This is a genomic window from Streptomyces cellostaticus (assembly GCF_001513965.1).
Lineage (GTDB): Bacteria > Actinomycetota > Actinomycetes > Streptomycetales > Streptomycetaceae > Streptomyces > Streptomyces cellostaticus.
Map to the genome: position 1 here is coordinate 768,651 of NZ_KQ948016.1, position 15,642 is coordinate 784,292.

Annotated in this window: 12 protein-coding genes; 8 read left to right on the plus strand and 4 right to left on the minus strand. The window is 69.8% G+C overall.

Annotation, left to right across the window (positions count from 1 at the left end; translation table 11 throughout):
* Positions 1–125: 125 nt before the first annotated feature.
* Entirely contained in the window at positions 126–1,127 is a 1,002-nt protein-coding gene (locus AQI88_RS07125) for an SCO2400 family protein (RefSeq protein ID WP_066993530.1), read from the minus strand.
* Positions 1,128–1,328: 201 nt separating this feature from the next.
* Here AQI88_RS07125 and AQI88_RS07130 point away from each other — a divergent pair, with 201 nt between their 5' ends.
* From AQI88_RS07130 to AQI88_RS07165, 8 genes are all read left to right on the plus strand, one after another.
* The gene (locus tag AQI88_RS07130; protein WP_066993532.1) at positions 1,329–2,486 is read left to right on the plus strand and encodes a mandelate racemase/muconate lactonizing enzyme family protein; all 1,158 of its coding nucleotides are present in this window, start codon (positions 1,329–1,331) and stop codon (positions 2,484–2,486) included.
* The gene (locus AQI88_RS07135; RefSeq protein WP_066993535.1) at positions 2,483–3,496 is read left to right on the plus strand and encodes a zinc-dependent alcohol dehydrogenase; all 1,014 of its coding nucleotides are present in this window, start codon (positions 2,483–2,485) and stop codon (positions 3,494–3,496) included. The genes AQI88_RS07130 and AQI88_RS07135 overlap by 4 nt, the downstream gene beginning before the upstream one ends.
* 114 nt (positions 3,497–3,610) lie before the next feature.
* On the plus strand, positions 3,611–4,579 hold the full coding sequence (locus AQI88_RS07140; RefSeq protein ID WP_066993537.1) for a hypothetical protein: 969 nt from the start codon (positions 3,611–3,613) through the stop codon (positions 4,577–4,579).
* Between the two features lie 47 nt (positions 4,580–4,626).
* On the plus strand, positions 4,627–5,736 hold the full coding sequence (gene chvE, locus AQI88_RS07145; RefSeq protein ID WP_066993540.1) for a multiple monosaccharide ABC transporter substrate-binding protein: 1,110 nt from the start codon (positions 4,627–4,629) through the stop codon (positions 5,734–5,736).
* Between the two features lie 51 nt (positions 5,737–5,787).
* Positions 5,788–7,338, plus strand: coding sequence for a multiple monosaccharide ABC transporter ATP-binding protein (mmsA, locus tag AQI88_RS07150; protein ID WP_066993543.1), 1,551 nt, complete (start codon positions 5,788–5,790; stop codon positions 7,336–7,338).
* Positions 7,335–8,579: a multiple monosaccharide ABC transporter permease gene (gene mmsB, locus AQI88_RS07155; protein WP_066993547.1), complete on the plus strand. Its 1,245-nt coding sequence runs from the start codon at positions 7,335–7,337 to the stop codon at positions 8,577–8,579. Before mmsA ends, mmsB begins: the two co-directional genes overlap by 4 nt.
* Before the next feature lie 57 nt (positions 8,580–8,636).
* Entirely contained in the window at positions 8,637–9,803 is a 1,167-nt protein-coding gene (locus AQI88_RS07160; protein WP_066993550.1) for an aldose epimerase family protein, read from the plus strand.
* 121 nt (positions 9,804–9,924) lie between these two features.
* Positions 9,925–11,625, plus strand: coding sequence for a pyridoxal phosphate-dependent aminotransferase (locus AQI88_RS07165; protein ID WP_107118480.1), 1,701 nt, complete (start codon positions 9,925–9,927; stop codon positions 11,623–11,625).
* 126 nt (positions 11,626–11,751) lie between these two features.
* On the opposite strand, the gene AQI88_RS07170 is transcribed toward AQI88_RS07165, so the two are convergent.
* The 3 genes from AQI88_RS07170 to AQI88_RS07180 are packed head-to-tail and all read right to left on the minus strand — an operon-like array spanning position 11,752 to position 15,475.
* A complete protein-coding gene (locus tag AQI88_RS07170) occupies positions 11,752–12,627 on the minus strand; it encodes a geranyl diphosphate 2-C-methyltransferase (protein WP_244184056.1) in 876 nt (291 codons plus the stop codon).
* 47 nt (positions 12,628–12,674) lie between these two features.
* Positions 12,675–14,036: a family 2 encapsulin nanocompartment cargo protein terpene cyclase gene (locus AQI88_RS07175; protein WP_066993554.1), complete on the minus strand. Its 1,362-nt coding sequence runs from the start codon at positions 14,034–14,036 to the stop codon at positions 12,675–12,677.
* Positions 14,037–14,041: 5 nt separating this feature from the next.
* Entirely contained in the window at positions 14,042–15,475 is a 1,434-nt protein-coding gene (locus tag AQI88_RS07180) for a family 2B encapsulin nanocompartment shell protein (RefSeq protein WP_066993558.1), read from the minus strand.
* Positions 15,476–15,642: the final 167 nt, after the last annotated feature.

Sequence of the window (15,642 nt, forward strand, 5' to 3'; positions counted from 1 at the left end):
CCGATACCCCGGGTGACGGAGGGCACGGGGTGGTACGGGGGCATGCGAGGGGCGGAGGCGCGCACGACCGGCTTCCAAGAGCCGTCGGCCGACCCGGAACGCCCCACAGCGATCCGGCACCACCCTTACGTGCACCACCACAGGAACTGTTTGCACGTCGTCGGCGACGGCTGCGGGGTCGGGTTCGAGGTCGTCGGCTGCGAGGTCGGGGTGGACGCCGGCCGGGAGGGCGCCGGAGCGGTGGGGGCCGGGGTGCCCACGCCCGAGCCGGTCGTGGCGGACTGCTCGGCCTTGTCGGTGTCCTTGGCGGACGGGGACTTGGAGTCCTTGTCCTTCGGGGACTTGGAGGCGGAGGCCGACGCGTCCGGGGAGGCTGAGGCGTTCGGGCCGGCCGCGGCGCCCGAGGTGTCGTCGAGGGGGGCGGCCGTCCGGTCCGGGGAGGCGGACGAGGTGCCGCCGTCCGCCGACGCGCCCCCGGACGCCGCCGGCTTGCCGCCGGAGAAGGGGGCGTCCGTGCCGAGTTCGGCGAGGCTGAGACCGCCCGCCGCCAGGACGAAGCCCGCGGTGATCAGCAGGGTGCGGCGCCGGCGGCGCCGGTGCGCGGCGGCCTTGCGGTCACGACGGCTGGCGTCGCCGGCCTCGGGGCCGTCGGTGGCCTCGTCCCTGCCGGGTGCGTGGCCGCGGCCGCGGGACTGGCGCCGGGCGGCCCGGCCGCCGGACTCGTCCGGACCCGCCTGGTCGTGCCGGTCGGCGGCCTCGTCGTCCGGGCCTGTGTGGTCGTCGCCGTCGGGATGACCGTCGTGGTCGTCGTAGTCGTCGTAGTCGTCCCGGTCGGGGTGGTGGTGCGGGTCCGCGCCGCCGCTCGCGAACTCGCCGGACGGCTCGGGGGCGTAATAGGCGGCGTGGTCGGGTACGTCTACGTGGCCGGCGTACGGCGCGCCCGAGGGGCCGGTGAAGGTTTCCTGACCGTACGGAGCGTTCGGACCGTACGGAGCCGCCACCGCGCCCGCGTATCCGTGCGCGAGGGGTGCGTCCGCGCGCGCGGCGACAGACTGGGCCGGCGTGCCGCACCCCGGGCAGGCCAGGGCGCCGTTGAGGTGCCGTTGGCACGGGTGGCAGAAGTCCATGACGCCGGAAGACTAGATTCCCCGCCGGTCACGTTCCTAGGCGCCACTGTGAAGGTTTCGTGCGGGACCGAAAAGGTTCTCGAAAGTCTTGTCGAAACCGTTACCCGTTCGACCCATTGACACCCCCACCGCCCCGTCCTTACTGTCACGCCAGCATTTCGAACGTGTGACGAAATCTCGAACAGCTGAGGGGCAATTGCCGTGCGCATCACCGGAATCAGCACCCACGTGGTCGGCACGCCGTGGCGCAACCTGACCTACGTCCAGGTGCACACCGACGAGGGCATCACGGGAGTCGGCGAGACCAGGATGCTCGGTCACACCGACGCGCTGATCGGCTATCTGCGGGAGGCCGAGGCCAACCACATTCTCGGATCCGACCCGTTCGCTGTCGAGGACCTCGTACGCCGTATGAAGTACGGCGACTACGGCCGGGCCGGTGAGATCGTCATGTCCGGCATCGCGGTCGTCGAGATGGCCTGCTGGGACATCAAGGGCAAGGCGCTCGGCGTCCCGGTGTGGCAGCTGCTGGGCGGCAAGGTCACCGACAAGGTCAAGGCGTACGCCAACGGGTGGTACACGACCGAGCGAACGCCCGAGGCGTATCACAAGGCCGCCCAGGGGGTGATGGAGCGCGGGTACAAGGCGCTCAAGATCGACCCCTTCGGCACCGGGCACTTCGAGCTGGACCACGAGCAGACCCTGTACGCCGTCTCCCTCATCGAGGCCGTGCGCGACGCCATCGGGCCGGACGCCGAGCTGATGCTGGAGATGCACGGCCGCTTCTCCCCCTCGACCGCCGTACGGCTCGCCCACGAGCTCGCGCCCTTCAAGCCCGCCTGGCTGGAGGAGCCGGTGCCGCCGGAGAACCTGAAGGCGCTGGAGAAGGTCGCCGCCAAGGTGGACATCCCGGTCGCCACCGGCGAGCGGATCCACGACCGGATCGAGTTCCGCGAGCTGTTCGAGAGCCAGGCCGCCGACATCCTCCAGCCCGACGTGGGCCACATCGGCGGCATCTGGGAGACCCGGAAGCTCGCCGCCACCGCCGAGACCCACTACATGCTGGTCGCCCCGCACAACGTGGGCGGGTCCGTGCTCACCGCCGCCTCCCTCCAGGTCGGCTTCACCTCGCCGAACTTCAAGATCCTTGAGCACTTCAACGACTTCGCGGACGCGGACATCAAGAAGGTGGTCAAGGGAGCGCCGGAGGTCGTGGACGGCTACTTCCACCTCTCCGACAAGCCTGGTCTCGGCGTCGAGTTCGACGCCGACGCGGCCGCCGAGTTCCCGCAGCAGCAGGCCCGCTTCGACCTGTGGGCCGACGGCTGGGAGCAGCGCAAGCCGAAGGGCACGAAGTGAGTTCCCGGGGTTCGCAGGTTCTGATCGAGGCGCCCGGAGCGCACCGGGTCGAGGACCACACGCCCCGGGATCCCGGTCCCGGCGAGGCGCTGGTCGCCGTGCACGCGGTGGGCATCTGCGGCAGCGACCGCGAGGTGTACCAGGGCAACCGGCCGGAAGGGTACGTCCGTTACCCGCTCACGCCCGGCCACGAGTGGTCGGGGACGGTCCGCGCCGTGGGTGCGGGCGTGCCCGCGGCGCTCGTCGGCCGCAAGGTGGTCGGCGAGGGCTTCCGCAACTGCCAGGTGTGCGACCGCTGCCACGCGGGCGAGACCACGCTGTGCAGCGCGGGGTACGAGGAGACCGGCTTCACCCAGCCGGGCGCCATGGCTGCCACCCTCACCCTGCCCGCCCGGCTGCTGCACCCGCTGCCGGACGGCGCCGACCTCACCGCCGCCGCTCTGCTGGAGCCGGCCGCCTGCATCGCGGCCGCCGCGCTGAAGGCGAAGGCCCAGCCGGGCGAGCGGGTCGCGGTGGTCGGTACGGGCACGCTCGGCATGTTCGCCGTGCAGTTCCTGAAGGCGATCTCGCCGGTGGAGCTGCTCGTCGTGGGCACGCGCAACGACCGGGAGGCGCTCTCCCGGCAGTTCGGAGCGACCGACTTCCGGCTCAAGGGCCGGCAACTCCCGGACGACTTCGACGTCGTGATCGAGACCGCCGGGTCCGCGTCCGCCGCGCGCACCGCCGCCTCCCTGCTCAGGCGCGGCGGACGCCTGGTCCTGACCGGCCTCCCGGCCGCGGGCGCGGACGGGCTCGACCCGACCGATCTCGTCGTACGGCAGCTGGAGGTGCACACGGTCTTCGGGGCACCGCCGGACGCCTGGGCGCACACCGTGCGGGTCTTCGGCGCCGGGCTGCTGGACCCGCTGCCGCTGGTCACGCACGAGCTGCCGCTGACCGAGTTCCCGCAGGCCATCGAGCTGGTCGGGGCCGGTGATCCGAAGGTGGGCAAGGTGCTGCTCCGCCCCTAGCCGTACGCCGGTCGGGGCGTGACCTGACGGCGCCCCGACCGGCGTACCACCAAGGTCTTTTCGCTACCCAGAGCCGCGAACCTTGTCCGAAATACCGAACACGAAGGACAGCTTGTGACCGACGCTTCCGCCCCGGCAGCCCGCAGGCCCGGCGAGCAGGTGCTCGCCGCACTCGGCCTGGGCGCGCCCGCCCTCGACCCCGCCGACGCCTCCGCCCACAGCTTCCCGGGCGGCGGCCGCTGGCGCACCGAGATCCCCTCGTGCGAGGGTCCCGAGGCGCTGGCGGTCGTACTGAAGGAGGCCTCGCGCCTCGACGTGCCGATCCACCGCATCAGCCAGGGCAGCGGCGTGTGGATGCTCTCCGACGCCGAGATCACCGAGATGGTCGACGCGACCGGCGAACGGGACATCGAGCTGTGCCTGTTCACCGGCCCGCGCGGCACCTGGGACATCGGCGGCTCGGTCCGCACCGACTCCCGGGGCGGCGGACTGCGCGCCCGCGGCCACGACGCCGTCGCCGGCTGTGTCGAGGACGCCGTCCGGGCCACCGAGCTGGGCGTCAAGTGTCTGCTGGTGGCCGACGAGGGCGTGCTGTGGACCCTGCACCGGGCGCGGCAGCAGGGGATCATCCCGGCCGACACCACCCTGAAGGTCTCGGCGCTGATCGGGCCGGTCAACCCCGCCGCGTACGCGGTGTACGAGGGGCTGGGCGCCGACTCCGTCAACGTGCCCAGCGATCTGACCCTGGACCACCTCACCGAGATCCGCCGGGTGTCCGGCGCCCCCATGGACATGTACATCGAGGCCCCCGACGACCTCGGCGGCTATGTGCGGATGTACGAGGTCGCCGAGCTGATCCGGCGCGGCGCACCGCTCTACCTGAAGTTCGGCCTGTCCAAGGCTCCCGGCATCTACCCGTGGGGCACCCACCTGCGGGACGTGACCCTGGACACCGCCCGGGAGCGGGTGCGGCGCGGCCGGCTCGCCCTGGACCTGCTCGCCCGGCACGGCGCGGACGGCGACATGGCGCCGCTCGGCTCCCGGCTGCCCGGGACGCTCAACCGCTTCCCCATCACCGCGTGACCCCTCGCAACGACGAGAAGAACCGAGAAGGACAAGGACGGATCACCATGCGCAACCGCAGAGCCGCACTCGCCACGATAGCCGGAGCCGCCTCGCTCGCCCTCACGCTGACCGCCTGCGGCCAGAGCGGCGACGGAGGCAGCAAGGAGAAGACGGGCGACACCAAGGGCGGCACGATCGGCATCGCGATGCCGACCAAGTCCTCCGAGCGCTGGATCGCCGACGGCAAGAACGTCGTCAACGAGCTTCAGGCCAAGGGCTACAAGACGAAGCTGGTCTACGGCGAGGACGACCCGGAGACCCAGGTCTCGCAGATCGAGAACCTGATCACGCAGGGCGTCAAGGGCCTGATCATCGCGGCCATCGACAACAAGTCCCTGAACAGCGTGCTCCAGCAGGCCGCGGACGCCAACATCCCGGTCATCTCCTACGACCGCCTGATCCTCGGCACCAAGAACGTCGACTACTACGCGTCCTTCGACAACGAGAAGGTGGGCCGGCTCCAGGGCACGTACATCGTGCACAAGCTGGGCCTGGACAGCGGCAAGAAGGGCCCGTTCAACATCGAGCTGTTCGCCGGCTCCAACGACGACAACAACACCCGGTACTTCTTCAACGGCGCGATGAGCGTCCTGAAGCCGTACATGGACAAGAAGCAGTTGATCGTCCAGTCCGGCGACACCCAGCTCACCCAGGTCACCACCCTGCGCTGGGACGGCGCCACCGCCCAGAAGCGCATGGACGACATCCTCACCAAGGCCTACACGAGCAAGAAGGTCGACGCGGTCCTCTCCCCGTACGACGGCATCTCCATCGGCATCCTGTCCTCCCTCAAGTCGGACGGCTACGGCTCGGGAAGCAAGCCGCTGCCCGTCATCACCGGCCAGGACGCCGAGCTGGCCTCGGTGAAGTCGATCATCGCCGGTGAGCAGACGCAGACCGTCTTCAAGGACATCCGCAAGCTGGCCAAGGTCGCCGCGGTCATGGTCGACGACGTACTCAAGGGCAAGAAGCCCCAGGTCAACGACACCAAGTCGTACGACAACAAGGCCAAGGTCGTGCCCGCTTACCTGCTCCAGCCGGTGAGCGTCGACAAGTCCAACTACGAGGACGCGCTGGTCAAGACCGGTTACTACACGGACGCCCAGCTCAAGTAGTCCCCGCCGACCGAATCCACTGTTTGGCCCCACTGATTGGAAGGCACGACCATGGCGGGACCCGTCCTGGAAATGCGCTCGATCGTCAAGACCTTTCCCGGTGTCAAAGCGCTGTCGGACGTCACCCTGACCGTCCGGCAGGGCGAGGTCCACGCCATCTGCGGGGAGAACGGCGCCGGCAAGTCCACCTTGATGAAGGTGCTCTCCGGCGTCCACCCCTACGGCAGTTACGAGGGGGACATCCTCTTCGAGGGGGAGGTCTCCCAGTTCAAGGACATCCGGGCGAGCGAGCAGCACGGCATCGTCATCATCCACCAGGAGCTGGCGCTGGTGCCGTATCTCTCCATCGCGGAGAACATCTTCCTCGGCAACGAGCACGCCCGGCGCGGGCTCATCAACTGGAACGACACCCTCAGGCACGCCACCGAACTGCTGCGCCGGGTCGGCCTGGACGAGCACCCGGAGACCCGCGTCACCGACATCGGCGTGGGCAAGCAGCAGCTCGTGGAGATCGCCAAGGCGCTGTCGAAGCAGGTGAAGCTGCTGATCCTGGACGAGCCGACCGCGGCCCTGAACGACGAGGACAGCGACAAGCTGCTCGACCTGATCCTGGAGCTGAAGAACCAGGGCCTCACCTCGATCATCATCTCCCACAAGCTGAACGAGATCCGCAAGGTCGCCGACTCGGTGACGATCATCCGGGACGGCCGGTCCATCGAGACCCTCGATGTGAAGGCGCCGGAGACGACCGAGGAGCGGATCATCGCGGGCATGGTCGGCCGCGACCTCGACCACCGCTTCCCCGAGCGCACCCCGCACCAGCCGGAGGAAGGCGCGGCCCCGGCGCTGGAGATCCGGGGCTGGACCGTGCACCACCCCATCGACCAGCAGCGCAAGGTCGTGGACGACGTGTCGCTCCAGGTGCGCCGCGGGGAGATCGTCGGCATCGCGGGTCTGATGGGCGCCGGCCGCACCGAACTCGCGATGAGCGTCTTCGGGCGGACGTACGGCCGGTACGCGGGCGGCACGGTCCTCAAGGACGGCAAGGAGATCCGGACCAAGACCGTCGCCGAGGCGGTCGGGCACGGCATCGCCTACGTCACCGAGGACCGCAAGCACTACGGCCTCAACCTCATCGACACCATCAACCGCAACATCTCACTGACCGCGCTGAAGAAGGTCGCCAAGCGGGGCATCGTCGACGAGCACGAGGAGCGGCAGGTCTCCGAGGGCTTCCGCAAGACCATGAACATCAAGGCGCCGACCGTCTTCGAGCCGGTGGGCAAGCTGTCGGGCGGCAACCAGCAGAAGGTCGTCCTCAGCAAGTGGATCTTCGCAGGCCCCGACGTGCTGATCCTGGACGAGCCCACGCGCGGCATCGACGTGGGCGCCAAGTACGAGATCTACACGGTCATCGACCGGCTCGCCGCCGAGGGCAAGGCGGTCGTCTTCATCTCCTCCGAACTGCCCGAACTGCTCGGCATGTGCGACCGCATCTACACCATGGCCGCGGGTCGGTTGACCGGTGAGGTGGCACGGGCCGAAGCCACGCAGGAAGTGCTGATGCGCCAGATGACGAAGGACAAAGAGGTAACGCGATGAGCACGGATGTGACCGCCAAGAGCCCGGCCCCCGCGCCGCCGGGCAAGAGCGGAGCGGGGGCCGGCCAGGGCCTGCTCGGGCTGATGCTGGACGGCCTGCGCCGCAACATGCGCCAGTACGGCATGCTGCTCGCGCTCGGCCTGATCGTGGTCCTCTTCGCGATCTGGACCGACGGGGACCTGCTGCTGCCGCGCAACGTCTCCAACCTGGTGCTGCAGAACAGCTACATCCTGATCCTCGCGATCGGCATGATGCTGGTGATCATCGCCGGGCACATCGACCTCTCGGTCGGCTCGCTCACCGCGTTCGTCGGCGCCTTCGCGGCCGTACTGACCGTGCAACACGGAATGTCCTGGCCGATCGCGATGGTGCTGTGCCTCCTGGTGGGCGCGGTGGCCGGTTCCGTACAGGGCTTCCTGATCGCCTATCTGGGCATACCGTCCTTCATCGTCACCCTCGCCGGAATGCTGCTCTTCCGCGGTCTGACGGAGATCCTGCTCAAGGGGCAGACCCTCGGCCCGTTCCCCGACGGCCTGCAGAAGATGGGCAACGGCTTCCTGCCCGAGGTCGGCCCGAACACCAACTACCACAACCTGACCCTGCTGCTCGGCCTGGCGCTGATCGTGGCCGTGGTCTGGCAGGAGGTCCGCGACCGCAGCCGCCAGCAGGAGTTCGCCCTGGACGTGCTGCCCACCCGGCTCTTCCTGCTCAAGCTGACCGCACTGGTCGCCGCGATCCTCGTGCTGACCCTGCTGCTCGCCAGCTACAAGGGCGCCCCGATCGTGCTGATCATCCTCGGCGCGCTGGTCGTCGGCTACGGCTACGTGATGCGCAACGCGGTGTTCGGCCGCCACATCTACGCGATCGGCGGCAACCTGCCGGCGGCCAAGCTGTCCGGCGTGAAGGACAAGAAGGTCACCTTCTACGTCTTCCTGAACATGGGCGTGCTCGCGGCCCTGGCGGGCATGGTGGTCGCCGCCCGTCTGAACGCGGCCTCTCCGAAGGCGGGCGTCAACTTCGAACTCGAGGCGATCGCCTCGTCGTTCATCGGTGGCGCGTCCATGAGCGGCGGTGTCGGCACCGTCCTCGGCGCGATCATCGGCGGTCTCGTCCTCGGCGTGCTGAACAACGGCATGAACCTCCTCAGCGTCGGCACCGACTGGCAGCAGGTCATCAAGGGCCTCGCCCTGCTGGTGGCGGTCGGATTCGACGTGTGGAACAAGCGCAAGTCCGGTTCGTAAGTCAGATCGGGCCCCGCCGGAAAGCCGACGGGGCCCCTCCTTTTACGGGAGCCGCAAATGGAACTGAACAGACGTACGGTCATCGCAGGAGCCGCGGCGGCCGGCATCGCCGCCACCACGCTCGGCACGGGCACAGCCCAGGCCGCATCCGGTTCGGGCTCGGGGGGCAGGAAGCCGGTGAAGGAACCCTTCGGCAAGCTCGCCGACGGCACGAAGATCTACCGCTGGTCGCTGGAGAACGGCGGCACGCGGCTGAAGGTCCTCAACTGGGGCGGCGTCGTCCAGAGCCTGGAGATCCCGGACCGGCACGGCCACTACGCCAACGTGTCGCTGGGCTTCGACACCATCGACGACTACGTGGCGAAGACGCCGTACTTCGGCGCCCTGATCGGCCGCTACGGCAACCGCATAGCCAAGGGCCAGTTCACGCTGGACGGCAAGAGCTACCAGCTGTCCGTCAACGACGGCGTGAACAGCCTGCACGGCGGCAAGCAGGGCTTCGACAAGCACGTGTGGGACGTGGAGCCGTTCACCAAGGGCTCCGACGTCGGCCTGCACCTGCACTACACCAGCGTCGACGGCGAGATGGGCTACCCGGGCACGCTCAAGGCGAAGGTGACGTACACCCTCACCAAGCACGGCGAGTGGCGCATCGACTACGAGGCCACCACCGACAAGGCGACCGTCGTCAACCTCACCAGCCACGTCTACTGGAACCTGGCCGGCGAGGGCAGCGGCACGATCGAGGACCACGAACTCCGCATCGCCGCCGCCCGCTACACCCCCACCGACTCGGGCCTGATCCCCACCGGCGAGCTGGCGAAGGTCGCGGGCACCCCCTTCGACTTCCGGCACGCCAAGCCGATCGGCCGGGACATCCGCGCCGGCCACGTGCAGCAGGTGCAGGCCAAGGGCTACGACCACAACTGGGCCCTGGACAAGGGCATCACCGCCAAGCCCGAGCACGTCGCCACGCTGCGCGACCCGCGCTCCGGCCGCACCCTGAAGATCGCCACCGACCAGCCGGGCCTGCAGTTCTACTCCGGCAACTTCCTCGACGGCACCCTGACCGGCACCGGCGGCCGCACCTACCGCCAGGGCGACGCCCTGTGCCTGGAGACCCAGCACTTCCCGGACTCGCCGAACCACGCCGGCTTCCCGTCGACCGTGCTCCGGCCCGGGCAGACGTACCGGACGACGACGATCCACACGTTCGGGGCGTGAAGTGACTCAGGTGGCGTGAAGCGGCTCACACAGCAGGTGAGTTGAACGCCACTGCCGTCCCCTCCGTATCCAAGGGCGGCCCGTGCTCCCCCGCACGGGCCACCCTTCGACGGAGGTTCCCTTGCCTGACAACGTCACCTCGTTGTTCCGCAACACCGCCGCGCACAGCCCTTCGATGGCGGCGCTGGCGCGGGAGAGCGACGGGTCGGGCCCGGTGGACTTCTGCATCCCGTGCAACCCCTACTTCCCCACACCCGCCATGTTCGAGGAGCTGGCGGTCCGGTTGCGCGAGATCGTCACGTACTACCCGAGCAGCGCCGACACCGTCACGGCCGAGCTGTGCAGTCTGCTCCAGCTGCCCCCGCAGTGCGTGGCGATGGGCAACGGCTCGACGGAACTCATCACCTGGATCGACCACCTGCTGGTCCGCGAGTCCCTGGCCATCCCCGTCCCCACCTTCGGCCGCTGGACCGACCAGCCGATGGAGACCGGCAAGCGGGTCGACATGTTCCCGCTCCAGGAGGCGAACGGCTTCGCCCTGGACCTCGCCCGGTACGCGGACTTCATCCGCACCCGCGGCACCCGGGTGGCGGTCGTCTGCAACCCGAACAACCCCGACGGCGGGTATCTGCGCAAGCAGTCGTTGGTGCAGTTCATGGACGCGATGGCGGACCTGGACCTGGTGATCGTGGACGAGTCGTTCCTGGAGTTCGCCGACGCGGAGGCCGAGCCGAGCGTCGTCCAGGAGGCGATGCTCCGCCCCAACGTGGTCGTCCTGCGCAGCCTCGGCAAGAACTTCGGCCTGCACGGCATACGCTTCGGCTACCTGGTGGCGAACCCGGCCCTGGCGGGCCGCGTCCGCTCGATGCTCCCGAAGTGGAACCTCAACTCCTTCGCCGAGCACGTGGTGTTCATGCTGAGGGAGCACGGCCCGGAGTACGCGCAGAGCCTGATGCAGGTGCGCCGCGACCGCCTGGAGATGGCCAGCCATCTCTCCGCCCTCCCCGGGCTGACGGTCTACCCCTCCCAGGGCAACTTCCTCTTCGTGCGCCTTCCCGTCGGCGCCGAGGGCACAGTGGTCCGGGACCGGCTGCTCACCGAGCACCGGATCCTGGTCCGCGAATGCGGCAACAAGATCGGTTCGTCCAGCCGCTTCCTGAGACTCGTGGTGCGCCCCCAGGTCGACGTGCGTCGCCTGGTGTCCGGCCTGGAGCAGGTGCTCTACGGGTCCAGGAGGGGAGCCGCCGTACCCGAGCTGAGCACCGGGACCAGCTACAGCTCGGGTACGGCGGCCGTGGACCGGCTGATGAACGAGACCAACGGCGCCGGCATACCCCTCGCCGCGCCCGCCCCGGCCGCCGGCACCGGCATGCCGCTCCCCGCCGCCGTACCCCCGCCCGGCGGCGGGATGCCGATGCCGGCGGCAGCCCAGGCGATCCCGATGCAGCAGCCACCAGGACCGGTACCGCCCCCGGCTCCGGCACCAGCCCCGGTCCAGGCTCCAGCACCAGCCCCGCTACCGGCCCCGCCGGTCCCCACACCCGTACCCGTGCCCGCGCCGGCCCCGGCAGCCCCTGCTCCCGCACCAGCGCCTTTCCCTGCCCCGTTCCCTGCCCCCGTCCCCACCCCTGTCCCGGCCCCGGCCGCCGCGGTCGGTCCCACCCCGCCCGGCGTACCGGCCCGCGGGGGCCTCACCGCCGCCCAGGTACGCGGCATGACGGCACCGGGCACCCCGGTCCCGGGCCTGACCCCGGCCCCGGCAACCGGCTGGCCCAACGCCCAGAGCTGGCCCAACGCGGCGGGGATGGGTCAGGCGGGCTAGGGCCTGTCCGGCGGATCCTGCCGGAATCGCGTCAACGGTTCTCGCACCAACCCGGCTGCCCCGGCGGGGACTTGACCGCCCCTGGAGCCGGGCCCGTGCGGGCGCGGCTCCGCCGGGTCGCGCGGGTCAGATACGGTCGGCCGCGATGAGGAGGTAGTGGAAGCTGCCCTCCTTGTAGGCGGTCAGGAACGGGTCCTCGATGCCCGTGGCCACGGACGACTTGGCGCGCAGTTCCCAGTACGGGATCGTGTCGGGGGTCAGGTCGACGACCTGCATCGGCACCAGGTTGTTGGCGGCGAGTGCCTTGAAGTACTCGCTGCGCGGGTGGATGTTGCAGGTGTAGTGCTCGTCGATCCTGCTGACCGCCTTGGAGCGCATGCCGGTGACGTCGTTGGAGCAGCCGGTGATGCAGACGTAGCGGCCGCCGTACTCCAGCAGGCGCGAGAACTCCGCGAAGAGCTCGAAGAGATCGACGTACATGGTCGTCTCGTTGGTCCAGATCGCCCGGCGCGAACCGGTGTCGAGGCGGGTGTCGAGCATGTTCCGGAAGTGGAAGCCGACCTTGTCGGCCACCCCGCGCTGCCTGGCCTGGTCGTTGGCGAAGGCGACCTGCTGCTCGGAGATGCTCACGCCGTCGACGTGGCAGCCGAAGCGGGCGTTGGCCATGAAGCTGCTGCCGCCGCGTCCGGAACCGGCGTCCAGCAGGCGGTCGTCGGGGGTGATGTCGCCGAGGTGGTCGAGGAGTACCTCGGCCTGGGCGGTCTCCAGGCGGTGCAGTTCCTCGATGATGCGCTGGTCCTGGCTCTCCGGCGGGCCGGCCAGGACCGAGGGATCCCAGTCGCCGAGGCCGTAGTGGTGGTGGTAGAGGCCGTCGACCTCGCCGAGCTTGATGTTGACCGGGTCCTTCTCCTTGTTCCAGTACTCTGCGACCGATTTCTGGTAGTCGGTGCGCAGGACGTCGCGCATGGCGATGCCTTCCATCTGGGTGGAGATCTTGGACATGGCAGGTGGTTCCTTACTCGGGTGGGGGGATGCGAGGCGGGGCGGGCTCAGGCGGCGTGCGCGGCACGGTCGCCGTGGTAGCGGCCGCTGGTCGCGTGCCACTCGCGGCTGCCGCCGACCCAGGCCCAGGTGCTTGCCAGGAAGCGGCGCAGCTCCGGGGAGCCGGTCAGGGAGAGTGCGGCCGCTTCCGCCTCGAAGGTGTGCATCAGCTCGTTGTGGATCTCTACGGTGCGGTCGACGGCCTCTTCGAGCGAGCACTCGTCCTCGGCGACGATCAGCCGGGGCAGGCTGTGGTCCGCCGGGTCCTCCTTGCCCATGGAGTAGAGGTCGTTGACGATCACGGTGGCGGTGCCCGCCAGCGTGAACGCGCGCCGTACCCGGGGGTCGGAGAACTCGCCGTACGGGATCTCGTAACCGGCGATCGCGTCGACCAGCACCATGCACGGGATGAAGCTGTTCTCGTGCCGGTGCATCAGGTACTCCCACACCGGCGGGCGGTGGCCGGCGGCCTGCCAGTAGCCCTCCTGGTTGTAGGCGACGAACATGATGCCCAGCTCGTGGCGGAGCCGGCGCACCTGTGAGGTCGTCGCGTAGCCGTGGAGGTTGCGCAGGCTGTCGCGCAGGGCCCGCATGACCGGGTCCGCCGTGACGACCTCTTCGAGCTGGGGGGCATAGCCGAGCGGGAGGTTCGCCTGGTCGATCACCGAGTGGGCGATGGCGAGCCGTTGGCCGATCTGCTCGGGCCGGGCCTCCTCCACCTCGCCGTCGACGTAGTGGTCGTCCACGGCCCATTCCGACAGCCCGCACATGGCCGCCGCCAGCAGCCGGTCCGGGTCGTCCGTCTCGGGGTGGGCCAGCATCATCAGCCGGCCGAAGTCGGCCTGGCGGATCCTGTCCAGCCGGCCCGGGTAGATCCCCATCTCCTCGGCCCACTCGACCAGGCGCTCGGTGACGGCCGCGCCCAGGGCGGGGTCGTCGCGCAGGGCGGGCGGGCAGTGGAGGCCGGGGGCGGGATCGGGCGCCGGTGCCGCCTTCCGGCGGGGCTCGGGAGTGGTGCGCAGGGCTGCTGCCGATGTGCCCAGCCCGGTGGGGCCGAAGGGCGGTGCGAAGACGCGGGGCCGGTCGGCCGCGAGGGGTGGGGCGGTCGCCGGAGCGGGCAGCGGGAGGGAGGGGGCGGTGGTGGTGCGGCCGTTCCGGGAGCGCGGCGGCGCGGCCACCGCGCCGACGGGGAGCCGCGCCGCGGACGTGCCCAGCCCGGTCGGGCCGGAGACCAGTGCCGGCCCGCGTGACGTCGGCCCGCCGGACGGCCGGGTGGCCGGCGTCGACGGGCCCGCCGAGAGCAGGGCCCGCACCAGCCCCGCCACGTCGTGGGCCGCGGCGGGTGCCGTGACCCGGGAGATCAACGACACCGTCGTCAGCTCCCGTTCGTGCGGGCGATCTCGACGTTCTCCAGGACGCCCAGGGCGTCGGGCACCAGGACGGCCGCCGAGTAGTAGGTGCTGACCAGGTAGGAGATGATCGCCTTCTCGTCGATGCCCATGAACCGCACGTTCAGGCCCGGCTCGATCTCGTCCGGGATCCCGGTCTGGAACAGGCCGATGACACCCTGGTCGTCCTCGCCGGTGCGCATGGCGATGATCGAGGACGTGCCCTGCTCACTGATCGGGATTTTGCTGCACGGCAGCAGCGGCACCCCGCGCCAGGCGGGCAGGTGGTTGCCGTGCAGTTCGATGCTGCCGAAGTAGATGCCCCGCTTGTTGCACTGGCGGCCGAACGCGGCGATCGCCTTGGGGTGGGCGAGGAAACAGCGGGTCTTGCGCCGCATGCTCAGCAGCTCGTCCATGTCGTCCGGGGCCGGCGGGCCCGAGAAGGTGGAGATCCGCTGGTCGAAGTCGGCGTTGTTCAGCAGGCCGAACTCCTCGTTGTTGATCAGCTCGTACTCCTGCCGCTCGCGCAGCGCCTCGATGGTCAGCCGCAACTGCTGCTGCGTCTGGTTCATCGGCTCGTTGTAGAGGTCGGCGACGCGGCTGTGCACCCGCAGCACGGTCTGGGCCACGCTCAGCTCGTACTCGCGCGGGGCGAGTTCGTAGTCGGCGAAGGTCTGCGGCAGGATCTCCTCGCCGACGTGCCCCGCACTGAGCGCGATCTCCGCCTCGCCCGACCGGTTCAGCTTGCGGTGCCCGTTGGAGCTGATCAGCTGCACGTGCCTGCGCAGCGCCTCGTGCCGGTCGGCGACCGCCTTGTACGCGGTCAGCGGCAGCGCGAGAACCGTGGTGGTGGTCGCCGCGCGGGCCGTGAAGTCCCACTTCTTGGCCTGCCCGGACAGCACCCGGCCGCCGAAGGTGTCCCCGTCGGCCAGCAGGCCGATCACGGCCTCGTCGCCGTACGGACCCTCGCCGATCTTCTCGACCTTGCCGTGCGCGATCAGGTACACATGGTCGGCCTTGCGGCCCTCCTGCACGATGACCTGGCCCGGCGCGAACTCCTTCTGCACGAACTTGTCGGCCAGCGCACCGAGCACGTCGGCGTCCGAGAAGCCGCGCAGCAGCGGCAGTTCACCCAGCTCGGCGGGGATCACCTGGACCTTCGAGCCGGTCTTCACGAAGGTCACCCGGCCGTCACCCACGGTGTACGACAGGCGGCGGTTGACCCGGTACGTCGCGCCGGGCACGTTCACCCAGGGGATCATGCGGGTCGCCCAGCGGGAGCTGATCCCCTGCATCTGGGGTTCGGACTTGGTGGTGGTGGCGAGATTGCGCGCCGCCGCGGTGCTGAGGCTCTGCTGGTCCCGCTGCTGAACCGACTCCGCGTCCGGTCCTGCCGGTGCTGTCGCCGTGTCGAGTGGCATGGCTCTCCCTCGTCTCCCGTGGCACAAGAAGGTCGCGACGACGTGCTCATCGTCACGCTGCGTACACAGAAGTATCAGAGTTGCAGTCACGTTGAGTGACGACAGCAGGCGGCACGCGAAGGAATTTCGGGCCGCAATCTGCGCTCCCGTGCGCCCCGATGATGGAG